The organism is Flavobacterium sp., from assembly GCF_040402835.1.
Lineage (GTDB): Bacteria > Bacteroidota > Bacteroidia > Flavobacteriales > Flavobacteriaceae > Flavobacterium.
This window is the reverse complement of sequence record NZ_JBBALW010000028.1, coordinates 1-21,596: the sequence shown is the minus strand read 5'-3', so window position 1 is coordinate 21,596 and position 21,596 is coordinate 1. Positions and strand designations below refer to the sequence as shown.

Annotated in this window: 14 protein-coding genes and 1 tRNA gene; 3 read left to right on the top strand and 12 right to left on the bottom strand. The window is 34.2% G+C overall.

Going from position 1 to position 21,596, the window contains the following annotated elements; translation table 11 throughout:
- Nucleotides 1-130: 130 nt before the first annotated feature.
- The 4 genes from AC9UEH_RS09640 to AC9UEH_RS09625 all read right to left on the bottom strand — a co-directional run bounded on the left by AC9UEH_RS09640 (nt 131) and on the right by AC9UEH_RS09625 (nt 5,780).
- A complete protein-coding gene (locus AC9UEH_RS09640; RefSeq protein WP_509531186.1) occupies nt 131-775 on the bottom strand; it encodes a S1/P1 nuclease in 645 nt (214 codons plus the stop codon).
- A gap of 111 nt (nt 776-886) precedes the next feature.
- Nucleotides 887-3,172 (bottom strand): nSTAND3 domain-containing NTPase, encoded by a 2,286-nt coding sequence (locus AC9UEH_RS09635; RefSeq protein ID WP_509531184.1) that lies wholly within the window; start codon nt 3,170-3,172, stop codon nt 887-889.
- 92 nt (nt 3,173-3,264) lie between these two features.
- Nucleotides 3,265-5,043: an ATP-dependent nuclease gene (locus AC9UEH_RS09630; protein WP_509531182.1), complete on the bottom strand. Its 1,779-nt coding sequence runs from the start codon at nt 5,041-5,043 to the stop codon at nt 3,265-3,267.
- Between the two features lie 491 nt (nt 5,044-5,534).
- Complete coding sequence (locus AC9UEH_RS09625) at nt 5,535-5,780, bottom strand: helix-turn-helix domain-containing protein (protein ID WP_509531180.1); 246 nt, start codon at nt 5,778-5,780, stop codon at nt 5,535-5,537.
- Nucleotides 5,781-6,415: 635 nt separating this feature from the next.
- Here AC9UEH_RS09625 and AC9UEH_RS09620 point away from each other — a divergent pair.
- From AC9UEH_RS09620 to AC9UEH_RS09610, 3 genes are read left to right on the top strand one after another with little or no spacing between them, the layout of a single operon-like run.
- Complete coding sequence (locus AC9UEH_RS09620; RefSeq protein ID WP_509531178.1) at nt 6,416-9,442, top strand: SusC/RagA family TonB-linked outer membrane protein; 3,027 nt, start codon at nt 6,416-6,418, stop codon at nt 9,440-9,442.
- Nucleotides 9,443-9,459: 17 nt separating this feature from the next.
- On the top strand, nt 9,460-10,833 hold the full coding sequence (locus AC9UEH_RS09615) for a RagB/SusD family nutrient uptake outer membrane protein (RefSeq protein ID WP_509531176.1): 1,374 nt from the start codon (nt 9,460-9,462) through the stop codon (nt 10,831-10,833).
- Nucleotides 10,833-13,448 carry an alpha/beta hydrolase family protein gene (locus AC9UEH_RS09610; RefSeq protein WP_509531174.1) on the top strand — a complete coding sequence of 872 codons (2,616 nt, stop codon included), beginning with the start codon at nt 10,833-10,835 and terminating at the stop codon, nt 13,446-13,448. Before AC9UEH_RS09615 ends, AC9UEH_RS09610 begins: the two co-directional genes overlap by 1 nt.
- 46 nt (nt 13,449-13,494) lie before the next feature.
- Here AC9UEH_RS09610 and AC9UEH_RS09605 read toward each other — a convergent pair whose 3' ends face one another.
- From AC9UEH_RS09605 to AC9UEH_RS09570, 8 genes are all read right to left on the bottom strand, one after another.
- Nucleotides 13,495-13,776 carry a DUF6520 family protein gene (locus AC9UEH_RS09605; RefSeq protein WP_509531172.1) on the bottom strand — a complete coding sequence of 94 codons (282 nt, stop codon included), beginning with the start codon at nt 13,774-13,776 and terminating at the stop codon, nt 13,495-13,497.
- A 92-nt stretch (nt 13,777-13,868) separates the two neighbouring features.
- A complete protein-coding gene (locus AC9UEH_RS09600; protein ID WP_509531170.1) occupies nt 13,869-15,356 on the bottom strand; it encodes a MauE/DoxX family redox-associated membrane protein in 1,488 nt (495 codons plus the stop codon).
- 92 nt (nt 15,357-15,448) lie between these two features.
- Nucleotides 15,449-16,018 carry a helix-turn-helix domain-containing protein gene (locus AC9UEH_RS09595; RefSeq protein WP_509531168.1) on the bottom strand — a complete coding sequence of 190 codons (570 nt, stop codon included), beginning with the start codon at nt 16,016-16,018 and terminating at the stop codon, nt 15,449-15,451.
- Nucleotides 16,019-16,201: 183 nt separating this feature from the next.
- Nucleotides 16,202-17,437, bottom strand: a complete 1,236-nt coding sequence (locus AC9UEH_RS09590) for a site-specific integrase (protein ID WP_509531166.1) — start codon at nt 17,435-17,437, stop codon at nt 16,202-16,204.
- A gap of 272 nt (nt 17,438-17,709) precedes the next feature.
- A tRNA-Val gene (locus AC9UEH_RS09585) sits at nt 17,710-17,784 on the bottom strand.
- Between the two features lie 57 nt (nt 17,785-17,841).
- A complete protein-coding gene (locus AC9UEH_RS09580) occupies nt 17,842-19,062 on the bottom strand; it encodes a bifunctional folylpolyglutamate synthase/dihydrofolate synthase (RefSeq protein WP_509531164.1) in 1,221 nt (406 codons plus the stop codon).
- A 40-nt stretch (nt 19,063-19,102) separates the two neighbouring features.
- On the bottom strand, nt 19,103-19,987 hold the full coding sequence (locus AC9UEH_RS09575; protein WP_509531162.1) for an energy transducer TonB: 885 nt from the start codon (nt 19,985-19,987) through the stop codon (nt 19,103-19,105).
- A gap of 104 nt (nt 19,988-20,091) precedes the next feature.
- On the bottom strand, nt 20,092-21,318 hold the full coding sequence (locus AC9UEH_RS09570; protein ID WP_509531160.1) for a Glu/Leu/Phe/Val dehydrogenase dimerization domain-containing protein: 1,227 nt from the start codon (nt 21,316-21,318) through the stop codon (nt 20,092-20,094).
- Between the last annotated feature and the right edge of the window lie 278 nt (nt 21,319-21,596).

Sequence of the window (21,596 nt, the reverse complement as noted above, 5' to 3'; positions counted from 1 at the left end):
ATCTTCTCACTAAAGAGCAAATTTAGTATTAACACCAAGAATTATTTTTATATTTTGCCATTCATTTAGAAAACTCTTTTTGAATATAATTTGCCTTAATGTAGGAATCGTTTATTTTGACTCCGTATTCTTAGTAGATTTTTGGTAAAAAGCTGCGCGATTGGTTTGCCCATTCGACCACATCAATTTTTTCTATATGAGATAATTCTTCTTTTGTATAAGTTTTAGCTTTTAGGCACTGTGGTAGTGTAAGATTTTTATATTCTATAATACCGGAATCGTAGAAGGAGTGAAGGTTAGTGCCACGACCGTAGAAGTTTATTTGGTAGTTGTTGCCTCCTTTATCTTCGCCGTAGCCAACATGTAATGGCTGGTGTAAATCTCCGACTAAATGGAAAAGGATGCATAGCTTAATTTTTACTTCTGATTTTGATAAGGTCTTGTGGTTTTTAAGCTCTTCTATAGTTTTCGTTAATAACCCAATTATGTTTTCGCCATCATCTGAAGTTATTTTTTGACCTCTCTCTGCATTTATGTAATGCTGTTTTCTAAGATAGTCATAAGTCTTGTCGCTTTTGATATCGTCCATCCAGTTGGCTGCATCCTGTATCGTCATGACACCAAGATAATTGGTAAGTACTTTTCTTGTTGTAGGATCTAAATAATTGAATGCTACTTCTGCTACTAAAGCATGTCCTTTTTTGCCCCAAGCAAAAGAAGTTGTGCTTTGAAAAATTGTTAAGAATGTTATCAGTATTACTGTGTATCGTTTCATTTTGAATAAATAAGTAGCGAAAGATATGAAGTTTTTTTGTTATTACATAAGCACGGATTGCAAATCCGCGACATCGGGTATTAAAGGTCAAACGGCATTAATTGTAATTTATTAGCGTTCAAAAATTGCATCAATGTCATCATCGGTACCGGAGGTACCATTATGACTTGGTCGATATTCATCATCATAGTATCCGAGATTTTCTAAATAATTCTGTGCTAAGTCTTCTATTGGTGCATTTGATAGCGCATTAGATACATCAAAACCAATTTGTTGTAATCCCGTTTCGTTAAAATTGTTCAAATACGAATCAAAAATACTTCTTACTTCTGACGTAAGACCATCAATATCAATTTCCAAATCGATATCACCGTCGGGATGATAATTATGTTTCAGATGTTTATTATAATCAATATCTAAATCATTATTGTAGACCATATCATAAAGAATTTGTTCGATTGCAGTATTTACTTTTTCGAGAATGTATTCGTCATCAATATTATTTTCATCAATAAAATTCAGTAACCTTTGTATGTCGTCTTCATTATCTAAGTCGTCAATGAAACCATGTAAAAATTTGTAGTTAGTAATGTTTATTTTTGGATCAAATTCTTGCAATAGCATCAACAGTTCCCAAAGATTACTGCCGGTTGTATAGTCTGTTCTTACCAGTGTTTTTAGAAAAATTTCAATTCTTTCGATGAATTTGTCATTAAAGAAGTCAATGTATGATAAAAGAATGAGAAAATCCCAATCTTGCTCTAACATTTTGTTTTCGAAAAAATGGTCAAATAAAGAATAATGGATTTTTTTTGAATTAGCTACGCTAATTTTTTTTGCAATAGTTTGCGAATGAAAATATCTTATTGATTCCGTGGAATTTAAGGATTTAAAAACGTTTGAAATTAGCTCGTATTCTTTGGCATAGGAATTCAAAATGTAATCAGCAATTGATGGATTAAATAATGAATATTCATATTTTGATTCCTCTATTTGGTTTCTATTTAGCAATGATTTGAAAGCTAATTTTCTTACTGACTCGAAACTTTTATCGGTATGGTCACCGAGATTTACAAGATGCATTTTCAAAAACTTATTATACGATTCTCTTAGATGATCTTCTGAAATTTTGCCTTTGTTGTAAACAGTTAAAAATATCAATGCTCTAACACAATCGTCTGTTTGATGTTGAAAATAATCTGACCAAATATCTTCTGGGTTCTCCAGACTTCGATAAATGTAATCCCAATAATCAGCTGGCAGTATATTACCAACTCTGATACTGTCTGTTATGAATTCTATTATCCGAGGATTGTAATTACGGTGAGAAATTATTAATTTATATTTTTTACCTGCATAAATTTCATCAATATGTTCCTTGCTTAAATTCGAGTGGTAAATGTGGTTATATAGTATTTTGGCTTTATCTATTTCGGTAAGATTTTCAACTTTCAGTAAAAATTCATTATCCCTAATTTTACCATTTTGAAATACATGACTTTGACTACTAGCTTTATTTAAAATATTTGTTCTTGAAGTAAGAATGAATTTTTTTGTCTTATCTTTTGCTATTCTGTTTATAAATTTAACGATATGAGAATCTCTTTTATTGTTAATAGCATCGTATAAATTGCTACCAAGAAAATCATCGCAGTAAAACAGAATTCTTTTATTCTCAATTTCTCTATTAATATTTTCTGCTTCACTAATGTTTTCCTCAATGTCGCAAAACTCATATCCTTTAGCAATATATTGAAGAGACAATGCGTCTGCTAAAGTTGTCTTGCCAATTCCTGGATCACCAGTAAGTATTAGGACGTTTTTAGCCTCTAGAAGTCTTATTCCTTTTAAGTGATTGTCTGTCACTATATATTTTAAAGTTCTTTCTTTTATATCCTCCAAAGTACTTTTGCTGCGTCCTGTAATTGCATTGTTGTTAATTAAATCTAGAACAAATGCACTAGTCATCCAAAGTTTGAAGTGTTGCTCAACAATATTAAGATTCTCTTTTTTAGCCAGAAAAGATTGGATGTCTTCACCACTCATGATATCTTTTTGATGAAGTATGAATGGCGCAAATATATTTTTTATCTCTTGTTTGTTTTCTCGAGACAGCTTTTTGGAAGTTATAAAAATGTATCTGCTAGGTTTAAGGTTTCGAACTTTATTAGTTTCAACAGACTTCAGTTTAGCAACTAATTGCTTATACGGAGTTTCAACATAGTGCTTGCATTGAATTATTCCTTCTTTATTATTGTCGATCCAAAACCTGCCGTCAACACCTCCATCTTTACCAGCTTTAAATTTTTCAACCTTGGTATTTAAAATCTTTTCAACGATAGAAGCGCCTAAAGATTCAAATTCTCGATCGTTTAATTTTGAAAGGTCATAGTTCATATAGCATTATTAATTTTATTCATTGTTAGTGAGCAAAGTCTTAAAAACCCATGTAAATCGGCCATTGGGGAAAACGGTTGTTATCCACTGCCTTATTGATAAATACTTATAATCTTTGCCTTCAAGTTTAGAGAAGCTACAAACCCTTCCTTGCTAATTTCAGTTAAAGCCACAAATGGTTTATTTTTATTATTTTTATCTGTTATCCCGATTTCTTCTTCAATGTCATTTTGGAAAATTATTGACGCGCCAATTACTGAATCAATTGCTTCCTCAATTTTTGCAGATGAAATGTCAGCTGAATTTTTAGCATCAATACCTTTATCGGCCTGATGGTCTTTATCATATACCGCAATATATGGAATAGAAAAATTGTTTAATAATTTGATATATAATTTTAAATTGTCTTTTCCTCCACATTCTATTATGCTGTAATCAAACCGAAATACATGCAATTGTTTAGCAAGTTTTGGAATAATTGTTTTGTCAGTAGGACCCTCTACCAAAATCACTTTTGTAGCGAAGAAAAGCTCGCTTCTTTCAGGATTAAGCCAGTAAATTAAATTAAAATTTGTTTTTTCATCAGCTTCAAATAATTCAGATGTATACTGTTTAATCTTTGTTCCAACTAGTGAATCGGACTTGTTTACTATTGCGATTGACTTATAATCTTCCAAATCAATGAACGAACTTGAATGTGTACAGAGGATTACCTGATAATCTGCTTTTGACAATTCTTTTAGTGATGCATATAACTCCTTCTGAGCCTGTGGATGGAGAAATAATTCAGGTTCTTCAAAGAAGAAATATGTTGATTCAGAAGCTCTTCTTTTAGGTTTAGCATTTTCATCACTGCCGTCGTCTACTTTTTCAATTCTTTCAGCTTTTAAAAAAGTTGCCCATGACTTTATTAATGCAAAAATCATAGATCTTTGAAGGCCGTGACCTTTTCTGCCTATGTCAGTACGCTTACCATCGTCAACCCAAATATTTGTATTTACTTTTAAAACATCTTCAATATTGGGAGGAGTAATTTCAATATCAATTGTTGTATTCCATTTTTTTAATTCAGCTTCAAGATTGCTTTCTAATGATTTTATTTCAGATGGTCTATTGAGGTTTTCTTCTCCATCACTATTAGTTTTATTTAGTATTTGTGTTAAAGCCTGCATTTGCTCTCTTGCCTTTTTATAATGAGTATTCTCTATAGACATTTTAGTTATGATTTGCGAAAATAACTGGTTGAATATTGTTGTTCCGGTAGTTTTAAATTCGTCAGAAGCGTTTTTGACAGCAGGAATAAAATAGACTTCTCCAAAAATTCCTTTTGCAACACTTTTCACGCCTAAAAAGTTACTAGTTTCAAGCTTATAATGAAATTCAAGAGTGTAAATATTTAATTTAATGTATTCTTCTTGAGCGTTCCTAATCATTTCTTTAGTTAATCGTCCACCAACAGGTAAATATTCTTTTAACGGAGTTTTTTCTGCATCTTCTCGTTTTAAACTTGTGGTATCGTCTTGTAGAAAATCTTCAAGAGCAGAAGAAACGTACCCATTATAAGTAACTTCTGAAGCTTCATTTACAGTTTTTCGGACGCAAATTTTTCCTTCTGGTGATAAATATTTTTTGAATTGATTTTGGTCAAATTCATCCAAATCAAAAAATGTAACTTCAACAAATAATTGATTCGAATTATGGTGAAAATCTAATGAGTTATTCGCAATAGTTCCAAAGAAAAAGAGTAGTGATGAAATGATATTTGATTTTCCGCAATTATTTTGTCCTATCAAAATTACCATGTCATTAAATACAATTTCTTCGTCTGCAATTGACCTCCAATTATGGATTTTTAATTTTTCGATTTTCATGATTAGTTGTATAAGAGTTGCGCATAACGTTGGCGTTTTGTTAGCAATAAAATGTTTTAAATTATAATCAAACGTACAATATAATTATTATATAAGTAGGAAAAATGCCGAAAATTGAATTGAAAATGTTAAGATTTAGAAGTAAGAAATCTATTTAGTAATAATAATGCTGTGTTGAGGATAGCTTTTATTTATTTTTATTCTTCCAACTATCATTATGATACATATTCTTTTTATGGTCAAAGTATTTACCTCTTATGAATGCGCCAATTATTACAATTACAACAAAAATTACTATTTCATACCATTCCATACTGTTAAAAAAAATCAAGATTTGATTTACTTGATTTCGTTGCAAACCTCAGCATTTTGTATTGTTAAAGCAAAAAGTATAGTGTGTGATTCCGGAATTGAATACTAAAAATTTAGATTTTTAAACAAAATAAAAATGCAAGAGCATCTTTTACATCGGTATTTGCATTGGCAAATTATTAATCATCTAAATCAAATTTGAAATCAAATAAATCTTTTGGATTTACTGACAATCCTTTTGCTAGTTGTAGTATTGAAGAGAGTTGTATGTTGATTTCTCCTTTTTCAATTTTACTTATATTGCTGAAATCTATATCACATCTTTGAGCTAATTGTCTATAACTCAAATTTTGTTCAATTCTAAATTTTTCGATTTGCTTTCCGAATACTATTTGAAATTCTGATTTACTTTGTTTGTTCACCATTGCTTTATTTTATGAAAGCAATTTCAATATATTTATATAAAATAATGTAGGTTAAGTAAACCACGATTAAAAATATTTCATTATATTAGCACCGAATTAATTAAATTTGCGATTCTTCAAATACAATATTGAAGCATTCGCTTTGAATCTCGGCTCTGAAACTGGCGTTTTAAAACCACGAGGTGATAAGTAAGATGCTCACGTCCTATGGCGTGGGCTCACTTATTCGTGGTAGGTATGCCAGTACCAAGAGACGTTTAAGCTGAGTTCCATGCCTTTTTTATTCCTAAAAAGTATTAAGATTGGTGTATAAGTATTAAGACTTTTAGGTATCTACAGCTTTATTCTTAGCGTCACTTCTTTAAAACATCGCATCAATTTTAAGATCGGGCGAGGTCGCTTCGTCAGAAATATACGTGACAGCCACTGGCTGTCCTCCTTTTAATTTCAAATCTATGGAATAACAGACTAAACTAACTTCACAAACAAAAAAAGCCCTCTATCTCGTCGGGAAAACTAGAATAGAGGACTGGACAAACAAAACTAATGTTTCATTTAACTTAATCAAAATTATGAATAAATTTTCATTGTACAATGACAGGTGCATTATTATAATGTGCTGTCTTTGTTTTCAAATGGCATTTTCGGCTGGAAGCGATTTTAGAGCCGAGAAGAAAGATGCAAGAGGCAAGATTTTACAGTCGCAGTCTCAGTGGGCAGTCCCAGATGGAACTGTTCTGAAATCAAAACAACAATTACAACAAAAAATAACTGGTGTTGTTAGTGATACTAATGATGTATTGGCTGGTGTTACAATTTCAATAAAAAAGACCCTGAAACAAGTTCAGGGTGACACTACGGTGACAGACGAGAATGGTCAATTTACAATAGCTGCTTCTGAAGGCGATGTGCTTGTTTTCAGTTTTATCGGTTATAAAGAAGTCGCAGTTACACTATCAATGGCAAACTTCAATGGGAATACCTTAAATATAACCATGAAAGAAGATGCCACTACTTTAAAGGAAGTGATTGTGAATGCCGGGTATTATACTGTAAAGGATAAAGAACGTACTGGGAGTATTTCTAAAATATCCAGTAAGGATATTGAAAAACAACCTGTGACTAATGTTCTTGCGGCTATGCAAGGGCGTATGGCTGGTGTGGATATTGTGCAAGATAGTGGCAGTCCGGGTGGTGCTTTTACTATAAAAATTAGAGGTACGAATAGTTTGCGTGCTGATGGTAACCAACCACTTTATATTATAGATAGTGTTCCGTATTCATCGGAAACTATTGGTTCTATTGCTACTTCGGGCACGGCACCGAGTTTGACTAGTCCGTTGAATTCTATTAATCCATCGGATATTGAGAGTATTGAAGTGCTGAAAGATGCTGATGCTACGGCGATTTATGGTTCTCGTGGTGCTAATGGAGTGGTGCTAATTACTACCAAAAAAGGAAAGGCAGGCAAAACGACTTTTACTGTGAATGGTTCTACTAGTGTTGGCAGTGTTACTCGAACTCCGAAGCTTATGAATACGCAACAGTATTTAGCGATGCGCCAACAGGCTTTTGCTAATGATGGTATTAGTGTTTATCCTGCATATGCTTATGATGTGAATGGCACTTGGGATGTGAACCGCTACACGGATTGGCAAAAGGAGTTTATTGGTGGTACTGCTACTGTCCATAACCTGCAAGCTTCGGTTTCTGGCGGAAGTGCCAAAACACAGTATTTATTGAGTGGGAATTACAGAACTGAAACGACTGTTTTTCCTGGTGATTTTAAATATAATAAAGGTGCTGCCCATTTTAATATGAATCATACTTCGGATGATGATAAATTTAAGTTGGTGTTTTCGGCTACTTATACAGCACAAAAGAATAACCAACCCGCTACGGATTTGACTGCAGTATCGAGAACATTGGCACCTAATGCCCCTGCGTTGTATGATGCTGCTGGTAATTTGAATTGGGAGCATAGCACTTGGGATAATCCTTTGGCTACCATGCTGTCGGAGTTTGACTCTAGGATTAAGGACTTAAACGCAAATACCGTGTTATCTTATCAGATTATGAAAAATTTACAAGTGAAATCGAGTTTTGGCTATTCGGATTTAAAGAATAGTGAAAGTAGAACCCAACCGCATACTATGTATAATCCAGCTTATGGGTTGGGAAGTGAATTTTCTGGATTGAGTGTTAGCCAAACTGATAGAAGTACGTGGATTGTTGAACCACAATTGCATTGGAATGCAACACTTGGCAGAGGAAAAGTTGAAGCTTTGGTTGGTGGTACTTTTCAGCAACAGCAAACGAATCGATTGTTTATGAATGGATTTGGATTTTCTAGTAATAGTCTGATACACGATTTGGCTTCGGCATCGCTTAAAACTATTGACTTGAGTGATGCAACACTATATAAATATCAAGCCTTTTTTGCCCGAATCAATTATACTTGGAATGAACGCTATATACTAAATATTACTGGTCGCCGCGATGGTTCGAGTCGTTTTGGACCAGGAAAGCAGTTTGCGACTTTTGGTGCTGTTGGTGCTGCGTGGATTTTCTCCAATGAAGATTTTTTAAAAAATAATTCGGTGTTGAGTTTTGGGAAATTGCGGACTAGTTATGGCACTACTGGTAATGATCAGATTGGTGATTATCAGTTTTTGGACACCTATGCTTCATCAGGTAATACGTATCAAGGATTAATTGGATTGCAACCTATACGGTTGTTTAACCCAGAGTTTGGCTGGGAAACGAATCGGAAATTTGAAGTTGCGTTGGAAACCGGTTTTTTGAAAGACCGATTGTTTTTGACCACAGCGTATTATTTTAATCGTTCTTCTAATCAGCTGGTTGGAATTCCGTTGCCCGGAACTACTGGGTTTAGTTCGTTGAATGCCAATCTTGATGCTACGGTTCAGAATAGTGGATTGGAGTTTACTCTGAGAACTGTAAACTTTCAGCGTAAAGATTTTGAATGGACTACTAATTTTAATATTGCTGTTAGTCGAAATAAATTGGTTTCTTATCCTGGTTTGGAAAGTTCTACCAATGCTAGCCGTTATGTGGTTGGTCAACCGATAAACATCGTTAAAGTTTATAATTACATTGGCATAAACCCAACCACTGGGGTTTATGAGTTTGAAGATGTGAATGGTGATGGTGTGATTACTTCGCTTGGTGATAGAACCCAAATAGCTGATTTGAGCCCTAAATTTTTTGGAGGCTTGCAAAATCAGTTTAAGTATAAAAATGTACAATTGGATTTTCTATTTCAGTTTGTGAAGCAAGAATCGTTTGGAGCGACAGCTGGTGTTCCTGGAACTCCTGTCAATCAATTGGCAAGTGTTAGCAGCTCTGACGGTCAACAACCTTTTACTAGTGGTGCGAATGGTGACCTCATTACTGCGTATTACCGTTTTGCTCAAAGTACTGGTAACATTGAAGATGCTTCTTATGTTCGTTTGAAAAATGTTTCGCTGACTTATGATTTGCCTTTGAAAAAGGGTAGTGGTGTTCGTTGTCAATTGTTTTTCCAAGGTCAGAACTTATTGACTTTTACCAATTATTCTAACGGTGATCCCGAATTTAAGATTAGTAATTTTTTGCCACCCTTGAAAGTATACTCGGCAGGAGTAAAACTGACTTTATAACCTTAATTTATATGACTATGAAAAAATTTAAAATACTATTCCTAGGTTTATTTATACCATTAAACTTAGTAAGCTGTGATAGTTTTGTGGACGTTGAAACTCCAAATTCACAGTTAACAGGTGCCACTGTTTTTGAAGACAGAACTACAGCCAATGCGGCTATGGTTGACATTTATAGCAAACTACGCGATACTGGATTACTGAATGGTTTGACTACAGGTGCTTCGGTAGATTTGGGTTTGTATGCCGATGAGTTGACTTATTATGGAACTACAGACGAAAACACGTCCTTTATTTTTAATAATAGTTTACTACCCACCACGTCCATTGTATCGCAGTTGTGGAATGAAAGTTACCATCAGATTTATTGTGCTAATGCTGTACTATATGGTTGTCAGAACTCTACTGGACTTTCTGCTACGGATAAAAATCAGTTTATTGGAGAATCCTTATTTGTTAGGGCTTTGGTTCATTTTTATTTACTGAATTTGTATGGTGCTGTGCCTTATATCACAACCACTGATTATGAGGTTAACCGTTTGGTTACTAGAATGCCAGCTACAGAAGTTTATAATAACATTATTGCTGATTTGAATCAAGCTATTTCTTTATTACCCGAGTCCTATTTTGCTCCAGAACGAGTTCGTCCAAATCGTTCGGTTGCAACGGCATTGTTGGCACGAGTATATTTGTATAATGGTTATTGGGCTGAAGCTTCGAATGCTGCATCGGCGGTTTTGAATAATCCTGACTATGTGTGGGAAACTGATATTGATAAAGTATTTTTGAAGGATTGTACGGCTACGATTTGGCAGTTTTCACCCAAGTTGAGTGGCAATAATGCTGATGAAGGTGCCGTTTTTGCCTTTCAAAGTGGACCACCACCGTTTGTTGGTTTGAATGCTGATTTATATAATTCGTTTGACACTAATGATCTTCGAAAAAGTCATTGGATTGCTAGCGTAACCGATGGAACGAGCACTTGGTATCATGCTAATAAATATAAACAAAATAGCAATACTGGGACTTCTGTCGAGTATTCGATTGTATTTCGATTGGCGGAACAATATCTTATTCGAGCCGAAGCTAGAGCACGACAAGGTGAATTGAGTAATGCCAAACAAGATTTGAATATGGTAAGAAGTTTGGCTGGATTACCTAACACAACTGCCAACACTGCGATTGATATAATAGCAGCTGTTCAGCAAGAACGGCAACATGAATTGTTTACGGAATATGGACATCGCTTTTTTGATTTGAAACGAAATGGGATGTTGAATTCTGTTTTGTCGGTTATAAAAACTGGTTGGAATAGTACCGACTCCGATTGGCCGATACCCGAAACGGAATTGTTGGCCAATCCGAATTTAACTCAAAACCCTGGTTATTAATGAGAAGCTCTTTTTTTCCGATGCTTTATGGTGTGATCGCCATAATTTTAGTTGGGTTAGTTCCCTGTCCCGCAATGGGACAGGTGCTAACTAAGAAGCAAATAACCAAAGCTGATTATGGTTTGTGGCATAGAATGGTTGGAGAACAATTGTCTGACAACGGTAATTGGGTAAGTTATCGGTTTTTGTATCCAAATTCTGGTGATACTACCTTTGTGGTGCATACTAAAACTATGAAGAAGTTTGTTTTTCCTAATGCGGTCAATGGACAATTTAATGGAGAACGAAGTTTTGCGTTTATCAAAAAAGAAGGATTGGTCTTGTTTGATTTGAAAAGCGGTATTGAAAAGTTATTTCCGAATGTTAGTCGGTATGAATTTTCGGCTGATGGACAGTATTTGATTACTTTAGAAAATAGTAGTACACTCGTTGTTAGAAAAAGTGGCGTAGTGCTTGGACAGTTTGAAAATGTTACTACTTATGAATGGGATGACGACAAAACAAAATTAGTATATGCTATTTCAGAAAATGGTACTGGTTATGTAGGTTGTTTGCATTTTAAAAACACTTTAAGCAAGGAACAAATTACAAAACCTAGGGCACAAACCTTTGAAGTTTTTAAGTGGCAACCTGATGGAAACTCCGTTGCTTTTTATGGCGTTGATAAAGGTCAAGAGGAAGTGTGTTATTATGATTTTGTTGCTGGTAAATTATTTACGCTGAAATCTTCGGATGCTGCTTTTCCGCTGCAAATGAAAGTTGCGCCCGATCAAAATATTGAATTGAAAGTTTCTCATGATGGGAAGAAAGTATTTTTTGGTGTTTCTTCTTCTGTAGCTAAAGATACTTCGAAATATTCTAGTGGTATCGCAGTTTGGAATGCTCAAGATAAGGTTCTTTATCGCGAACGAGCTTTACGAGCCAGTGTGGCTTATCCACAATATTTAGCAGTTTGGTTGCCTAGCGAAGGCATTGTTCGACAGCTGAATTCGGCGCAGCAAAGATGGGTTGCTTTGACTGGTAATCAAGATTATGCTCTTGTAGCAACTATTGAACAGTATGAACCGCAGTATAAGATGTATGCTAATATGGATTATTACTTGATGGATGTTAGAACCGGTGCAAAAGAGTTGGTACTTAAAGATGCGACTGGTTATGACAGTCAGCTTGATTTTTCTCCTGATGGTAGGTATATTAGTTATTACAATAAAAGCAATTGGTGGGTATATGATATTTTGAAAAAATCACATACCAACCTTACCCAAGATTTAAAGGTTAGTTGGGATAACCGCATAAATGATCCTGCTTTTGAGTTGCGCGTTTGGAATTCAACCGATTGGAGCAAAGATGGAAAATTTATTTTGTGCTATGATTATAATGATATCTGGGCGATTTCACTCGATGGTAAACAACGCAAACGACTTACTGATGGTAAAGAAAAGAATTTACGGTTTCGATTTGATGCTTTCTCAGTTTCAAATAAAGAAGCGTTTAATTATTCGAACTCTGGAAGTTTTATTTATGATTTATCAAAAGAACTTATTCTTACTTCACTTGATATGGATAGTGGAGCGCGCTGTTATTATCAATTGCACCCTACTAAAGAAGTTGCCCCTTTAGTTGTTGAAGATGCCCTGCTTAGCAATTATGTAAAATCAAAAAATGGTACTGCTTTTATTTACGTTAAGCAACGCTATGATTTGTCGCCTACTTTGGTATTTAAAAACAAAAGTTTACAAAATGTGGTTGTTCAGAGTAATGCACATCAAAAGAAGTTTTATTGGGGTAAATCAGAAATGATTCATTATACCAATAGTAAAGGAACTAGATTGAATGGCGCCTTGTTCTATCCTGCTAACTATGACGGTACTAAAAACGTTCCTTTGATTGTTTATATTTATGAGATAGTTTCTACTGGTGTTCATGAGTATGTAAATCCGAGCAATGATAACACGATTGGTTTCAATATATCTAACTTGACTACCAATGGTTATGCTGTTTTATTGGCTGATATTGCTTATGAAAAAGGTAATACAGGCTTTTCAGCCGCTGATTGCGTAATTGCTGCTGCTAAGAAAGTGGTAGCAATGGGTGTTGCTGATGTGCAAAGGATTGGATTATTAGGACATTCGTTTGGCGGTTATGAAACTAATTTTATTCTCACTCAGACCGATTTATTTGCCGCTGCAGTAAGTGGAAATGGCATATCGGACGTTGTAGCCCATTATTTTAATTATAATGCTGATTGGGGTTCTTTTGATAGCTGGCGTTATGAGAATCAACAGTTTCGGATGGGCTGTGCATTTTATGATACTAAGGAGGCTTATTATAGGAATTCTCCGTTGCTGCATGCGGATAAAATTACTACTCCGTTGCTGACATGGATTGGAAAATTAGATAATAATATCAGACCACAGCAAACAGAGGCCTTATATGCTGCGATGCGACGGTTAAATAAAGTTAACATAATGTTGGAATATCCTGGTGATGCACATTCTTTATTTAATAAAAAAAATCAAGAAGACTTGACAATGAGAGTGGAGGAGTGGTTTGGTTATTTTTTAAAAGAGGAACCAAAAAAAGAATGGATGAAAGCAGATTTTGAAGCTAATTAATATAATATGCAGTTTCCGAAAGGAAACTGCATATTTTTCTTATGGTTTAGTGTGCCACTTTATACAAGTTTACACTACATGCATTTGCTGCATTTTTTAACCATACTTGTCTCGGAATTGCTTCACTTGACATACATGTTGCTCCAACAATGGTAGAGCAATCAACAGTGACTGGAAGACAGTTTGATGGAGAAGGATTTTGGATAAATCCTGAGATCAAAACTGTTTTTTTAGAATCTGCAATTTTAGCACGGTTTGTGCTAATTGCACCAGCACTTGCTAATGTGAATGCCAATACTGGCAAAATCACTTTTAAAATGTTTTTCATGGTAATAAAAATTTAATTATTTTTTTGACTTACTCTTTTTTACAGGTTTTCAGTCTCGTTCCTGCTACTGATCAGAATAGATTTTTATGTTGTTACTTATTGCTAAAATGCTTTTTACTCAAATTGTATTTGTACACTCGGTGCCCGATGATTGCAAAGAGGTTATTATTTACCACAAACATTTCTTTCAACTTGGTTCTGTTAGCATCGTAGATGTATATACTTGAGAGATAAGTGTTTTTTTCGATGTTGTACACATCTACAATCGAAGCTTCTTTCCACATTTCTCTTGGCTCGTATCTACCGATTAAAGTTGAATTTACAAATAACAATTTATTAAAAACAGCTGTTGTTTGATTTACTGTTGGTGGAATCGAAGCTAATTTTCGTTGCCCAGTTTCTTTGATATGTGCTACTTTGAGTTTTGCTCTAGTAGTTGTGTCGATTGTATTTCCGCGATGAATTAAGTTGAGGTTACTATCTGCAACGATGAACTGATTACGGTAATAATAGGTATAGATGAATTTTTGAGATTGTCTGTCAAATTGCATCATGCCATCGGTATCAAAAAAGCCATCTACTTGTTTTTGTAAAAGTTGAGGTGCATATTGCACTTGTAAAGTGTCATTGAAAGTAAAAGTTCCTAAAATGTTATATAGCGTTTTGAGTTGTTGTGCCCTGAATGCAATTTTATCTGGAGCAATGATTTCTGCTTTTGAGAAATAGTAGTTGTTGTTAAACATTACGAGTTTTGCTTTCCAATCGGATATTCTGCCTTTATAGATTACTGGCACCGTGCCATCCATTAGATAAAAGTAAGGTGGTGCGATTCTAACTTGAACAGAAGAGAACGGAAAATTTTCGCGTTCCAATTGTATTTTATAGTGGCGTTTTGTTTTTAAAATGGTATCGAAAGCTATAATGTGTAGTGGTGCGTGACTGTCTCCGAAATAAATGGTGTTACCATCGGTTCCTGCAAAGTATTTTGAATTGTTGTTTAATTCGGCTTCTGCAGTTTTGGAAGCTGTACCTTGAATAAATCTTCTGATAAATGGGTTCTCTTGGTGCATAGTGTGTTCAGAATAGAAGTATAGAATTACTATTACTGCCGAACCGATAATTGTACTAATTGCCAGTTTTAAAACTGTTTTGGATTTATTTACAGAAACAATTACTGATGCTGTTGCTGCTAACATAGTAAAAACTACATTGAAGATTAAATGTTCTTTCCAACCCAGTTTTTCCAGTATTCCGCCACAAGAGCAGGGTACAAATGAGGAATAATTGAGAATGACAATTATATATGCTGTAAACAGTAGCATTAGAGCAAAAGAAGCTAAAAATCCAATAAACCGTGTTCTTGGTATTGCAAGAAATAAAGCGATTAGGAATTCTACTATTAAAACTGAATAGGAAACAAACTCCGTGTATGCACTTAGCAGTGGCGATTGACTAAGTTGCGCCTGAAAGTTTTGAAATTCTAATAGCTTACTTAGTGCTGAGTAAACAAAAAGGATTATGAGTAAAATACTTATTATTTCAACTAGGATTGCTTTAAGATTGGTGACCTTTATTTTCATGGTGTAGTAGAATTGATACTGTAAAATTTTATTAATGATAATGTTATCTTAATTCATTTTGGGAATATTTGTATGCAAAAAGCGGCATGTGGTTATAAATTATTGTCTGCGTTCTCTCTATTGAGTTCGCTAGGCGGATAATTAAATCGTTTTTTAAATGCTTTGTAAAAGTTGGGGTAGTCATTAAATCCACATATAAAAGCAATTTCTTTTAAAGGAATTGAAGTTTGCTTAATGAGAAAATGGGCTTTCTTTAAACGTTCATCGTTGTAAAATTGATAGATGCTCGTTTTTAGAATATTTCGAAAGCTGTCTTTTAATGTGAATTCATTAGTACCAAACATTTTAGAAAGTTCTTTGGTAGTTGGCAAAGATTCTTCTAGGTGATTTTGGATGTAGTCAATGACTTTTTGTATTAGTTCTGCATCGGATTGTTTAGTAGTATTTTGACTTGTACTGAAATTAAATTGTTGATTGTTTATTTCGTGTTTTGAAATTATGATTTGCATTTTTTTCGCAACTTCATTCAACATAGTGGCTAATTCGTCTAACTCATCACCGCAGCCATTCAACTCTACTCGAAATGCTAGATTTCCAGTCGCCATTTCTAAAAGCATTTTGTAGAGGCTTTTAATTCGCTGTTGGTTTTGTTGCTTATCCATGAATATATAAGTGAATGATTGCCAGAAAGGAAGTTTTGAAATGTTGACAAAACTACCCTTTCAAAGTTTAAAAATCAAGAAGTATAGTGTTCTATTCGGGAATTACACACTATATTTTGAAAATATTTTTAATAAAAAAAGCATTGCAGTTGTTGCAATGCTTTTAAAATTTATGAAGATATACTATGAACTTTTGGCTACTTGTTGAGGTGCTAATTTTTGTTTTAGTATAGCCATATCCTCACTAACTTTTCTATCCAAAACCTTAGCGTAATGTTGTGTAGTTTGAATGTTTTTATGCCCCAACATTTTGCTTACCGTTTCGATAGGAACTCCGTTTGTAAGTGTTATTGTGGTTGCAAAAGTGTGTCTCGCCATGTGAAAAGTAATTTCTTTAGGCACGCCGCATATATCGCCAATTTCTTTGAGATAACTATTCATTTTTTGGTTCGTTAAAATCGGCAAAATAGCATCTTCATTTAAACATCGTGGATGATTGACATACTTTTGAATAATTTCTTGGGCGATTGGCAGCACTGGTATTTTTGACTTTGTATCGGTTTTTTGTCGGTTTTTGAAAATCCATTTTTCGCCATCTATGCCTATTGAGATGTGATCTTTCTTCAAACCTTTTACATCAACATAGGCCAATCCAGTATAGCAAGAAAATATAAAAATGTCTTTCACTAAAGTTAATCGTTCTGATGAAAATCGTTTATTGTAAATTCTATTTAGCTCTTCCTCAGTAAGAAAATCTCGTTCCACTTCTTTCATTTTTCCTTCATATCTACTACAAGGATTTTTATCTAACCAATCATTATCTAAACAAATCTTGATTATTTTTCTAAAATTTCTAACATATTTCACGGCAGTATTGTTGTTGCATTTTTTAATGCTTCTCAAATAGAATTCAAATTCGGTTACAAAGGCGTAGTCGATTTTATTAATGCTGATGTCTGAAACATTATATTTCCATAAGATGAACTCTTGCAGATGTTTTAAAGATATTTTGAAGCGTTCTAATGTTCCATAAGCGTATCCATTTCCTATAAGATCTTCGATTTTGTCATTGTGGTTTTGATAAATTGGAATTATCATTCGTTCTCGTTCATCAACTCCTAGTATTTTGCTTTTGAGTGTTTCGGTTGTTACTGGAATTTTTTTGTGTACTAATTCCATTTGCATATCTATTATTTGAATTCGCAACATATCAAGATGGCTGTTTATTGAACGAGCTTCTTCTGAATTGCCCTTCATTTTGCCAGCTTCTGTAGACCATTTGGATATTTCTACAAATCGGTTGCTGCTTAATTCAATTCTTTTACCATTGATAGTAATTCTAGTGTAGATTGGAACTAAACCGTTTACATTGGCTTTTGCTCTCTTTGCGTAAAAGAGAATAGATACTTTTGTTTTCATCGTGGTAACCTTTTAGTTGTTATTAAATTTAATTCTAATAAGACTAACACACAAGATGTACAATTTTTAAACTGGTCGTTGAACTGGTTGTAATGCCTTGTGAATGCTAGGTTGAGATAAAAATCGGTTACCCTAATTTCGGATAGTTTAGGGTAACCGATTTTATCCCTTTCAGTTCACGCATTAATGAATAATTTGATTGTAAGGAAAAAGAAAAAACCCTTTAAATCATACGATTTAAAGGGTTTTGAAACTAAATGTAGTACTATTTGTGGGCGATGAGGGGTTCGAACCCCCGACCCCCTCGGTGTAAACGAGGTGCTCTGAACCAGCTGAGCTAATCGCCCTAATTAGGTGTGCAAATATAAGCCTCTTTTCGGTATTTACAAACTTTTTTTAAATAATTACACTATTTCTGCTACTACAAAGGTGCTTCCACCTATGTAAATGAAATCATTTTCACCTGCATTTTTAATAGCATTTTGATAAGCTTCTGAAACTGAATTGTATACTTTTCCGTGTAATCCAAATTCCAATGCTTTTTTGAATAATATTGTAGCGTCTAATCCTCTTGGAATATTGGGTTTACAATAATAATAGATGGCGTTTTTAGGAAATAAGGGCAGGATTTCGTCTAAATCTTTGTCATTTACCACTCCAAATACAAAATGCAAAATGTCAAATTGCTCCGCTTTTAATTGATTTAGTACAATTTCTAATCCGTGTTTGTTGTGCGCTGTATCGCAAATAACTTTTGGTGCACTATTCAATTGCTGCCATCTTCCCTGAAGTCCCGTGTTTTTTACAACATTTAAAAAACCAGTTTTTATAGCTGCTTCTGAAACCTCAAATTCTTTTTGCGAATTCAAAATTCTAAGGGTTTGTAATGCTGTTTTCTTATTTGAAATTTGATATGCACCGATTAAATCCGAAGGTAAATTTTCAGAAACTAAATCCGAAGCAAAATAAATCTCAGATTTTGTTTCATTGGCTTTGGCCAGAAAAACAGGCTTCGTTTCTGAATTATATTCGCCAATAATTACGGGAATATTCAGTTTTATAATTCCTGCTTTTTCTGTTGCAATGGATTCAAAAGTAGTGCCTAAAAACTGCGTATGGTCTTTTCCGATATTGGTAATAACTGAAAGTAAAGGCGTTATAATATTTGTAGAATCTAATCTTCCGCCCATACCAACCTCAATAATAGCAATGTCGATTTTTTCTTTTTTAAAATAATCAAATGCCAATCCAACAGTCATTTCAAAAAAACTCAAGTCATTGGTCTCGAAGAAATTTTTATGTTTAGCAATAAATTCACATACAAAATCTTCGGAAATTTCAATCCCATTAATTTTGATGCGTTCCCGAAAATCTTTTAAATGTGGTGAGGTATATAATCCCACTTTGTAGCCCGCTTCTTGCAGAACGGAAGCCAACAAATGAGACGTTGAGCCTTTGCCATTGGTTCCTGCAACGTGAATGAATTTTAAATTTTTCTCAGGATTACCAAGATATTCGGAAAGTAAAATCGTATTCGTTAAATCTTCTTTATAAGCAATCGCACCTTGAAGTTGGTACATTGGAAGTTGGTTGAACATCCAATTTACGGTTTCTTGATAGTTCATTATTCTTGATAATTTTTGGGGTTAATTGGATGTGAAAAAGTTATTGTGTAAGTTTGAAGTTGTAAATAATTTTACCCACTTGCGTTTCTGCAGCCATAGCATCTGATTGCCATTTTGTATTCATAGCAGCTGTTTTCGCTTGATCCAATAAGCATTTTGCTGAATTTGTTGTACCACGAACTCCAGGATTTGCGCTGGTAACTTTCCCAGATTTATCGACAGAAATTTGCACCACTACAACTCCTTCTTCATTACAAATATAATTTGGTTGTGGTTTATTGAGTGCTTTTCTATTGCCTAATTGGTAGTTTCCATTTCCGTTGCCAGATCCACTTCCGCTGCCATTTCCATAGCCACTTCCTGTTCCTAAACCTTGACCAGAACCATTTCCACCTCCGCTTCCTGTACCTGTTCCACCTCCTCCATTGTAGCCTTTTGCATTTGGATCACCATTTGATTTTCCTTTATTTCCAGCAATTTTATCATCGCCATCACCTTCTTTATTTGAGCCATTTAATAAATTAGATAATGCGTCAGAAGTAGTTTTTGAGGGTTTTGGAATGGGTTTCACAACAGGTTTTACAAGTTCTGTTTTGATTATTTTGGTTGCAGGTTTTTTTACTTCTACAATTGCTGGTACTTCTTCGTTTTCTGAAATAAGAATTTCTTTTTCAGTTGTTGGTGTAGCCGCAACTTCTTTTGGGGCAACAGTTACGACTTCTTTGGATTGAAAATTATCTCCAGAACCAAAATCACTATTCCCAAAATTTACGGCAATTTCTCCACCACCACCTCCGCCATCTAATTCTGGTAAAGGTAAATTATTGCTGAATTTTAGATAAAAAAATAATAAGAAAAGCAATGCGAAACTAATGGCAGTAATGAGTAATGATTTTTTTTCTTGTTCGGTTTCAAATACTTTCATATAAATAAAAATGAGATTATAAAGGTACTACTTTATTTAAAACGAAAAGGAAGTCGAAAAATTGTTTTAAAACGGGTTAGAAATTCCAACCCGTTATAAAATATTTATACCAATTGTTTTAGCGCTATCTCAAATGCAGTAGCACTAATATTTGTTTTGGAATTGTTCAATGCATGCGCTTTTGCAATTGCATTTTTGATGGTTTCTGAAGTGTCATTAAAAATGGCTTCGTCTGTCATTTGAACTTTTTTCTCCATAAAATAAGCAAAAACTCTTGCCATTCCGCAGTTAGAAATAAAGTCAGGGATCAAGCTAATTTTTTGATCTACATTTTCCATTATTGAACCAAAGAAAATTTCTTTATCGGCAAAAGGAACATTCGCACCACAAGAAATTACTTCTAATCCTGATGCAATCAAACTATCAATTTGGCTTTGCGCTACTAATCTTGAAGCTGCACAAGGAGTGAAAATTTCTGCACCAATAGTCCAAATTTTGTTATTTATTTCCTCAAAAGGAATCATTTTATCAGAAACTAATTTGTTACCATCTTTATTCAAAAATAAGGTTTTAATTTCTTCAAATGTAAAACCCTCTTCGTTAATCAATCCGCCATCTCTATCGATAATTCCAATTACTTTTGCACCCATATCTGCCAAGTAAAAAGCAGCTGCCGAACCCACATTTCCGAATCCTTGCACGATTGCTTTTTTATCTTTTACAGAACCTCCATAAATTTCATAATAATGACGAACCGCTTCCGCAACGCCATAACCAGTAATCATATCGGCAACGGTGTATTTCCGAGTTACATCTGGAGAGAAAATCGGATTTTCTATGACTTTGACTACGCCTTGACGCAATTGTCCAATTCTGTTAATTTTATCAGCTTCGGTTGGTTTAAAATGGCCATTAAAAACCCCTTCTTGCGGATGCCAAACACCACATTCTTCGGTCATTGGAATCACTTCGTGAATTTCATCTACGTTTAAATCGCCGCCAGTTCCATAATAACTTTTCAATAATGGAGAAACCGCTTTGTACCAACGTTGTAAAACTCCTTTTTTTCTTGGATCATTTGGATCAAAATTAATTCCCGATTTGGCACCGCCAATTGCAGGTCCTGAAACCGAAAATTTTACTTCCATAGTTTTTGCCAATGACAAAACCTCGTTCATATCCAAGCCTTTTCTCATTCTCGTTCCTCCACCAGCAGCTCCGCCTCGTAAAGAATTAATAACAGTCCAGCCTTCGGCTTCTGTTTCTTGATCTTTCCAATTGAAAATTATTTCCGGCTCTTTGTTCTCGAATTTTTTAAGTAAATCTTTCATTAAAATGTTTCGTTTTTAGTTGCGCAAATATATGGGTAATACCGTTTGTTATTTCAAATTAGTCCAATAAAAATTGAAACACATGAAATGTAATGCTTCTGTACACCATAACATTTGGACTAATTAATATAATTAATAGTAAGTGAAAGCTTATGTAAATGTATTTACTGATTTTTCTAAATTAAAAAACCCTGATCTTTTATGAACAGGGTTTAATTATAAAAAATGTCTTGTCCTGAAATAGCGATACACAAAATTCATCGTTATGGAAAACAACC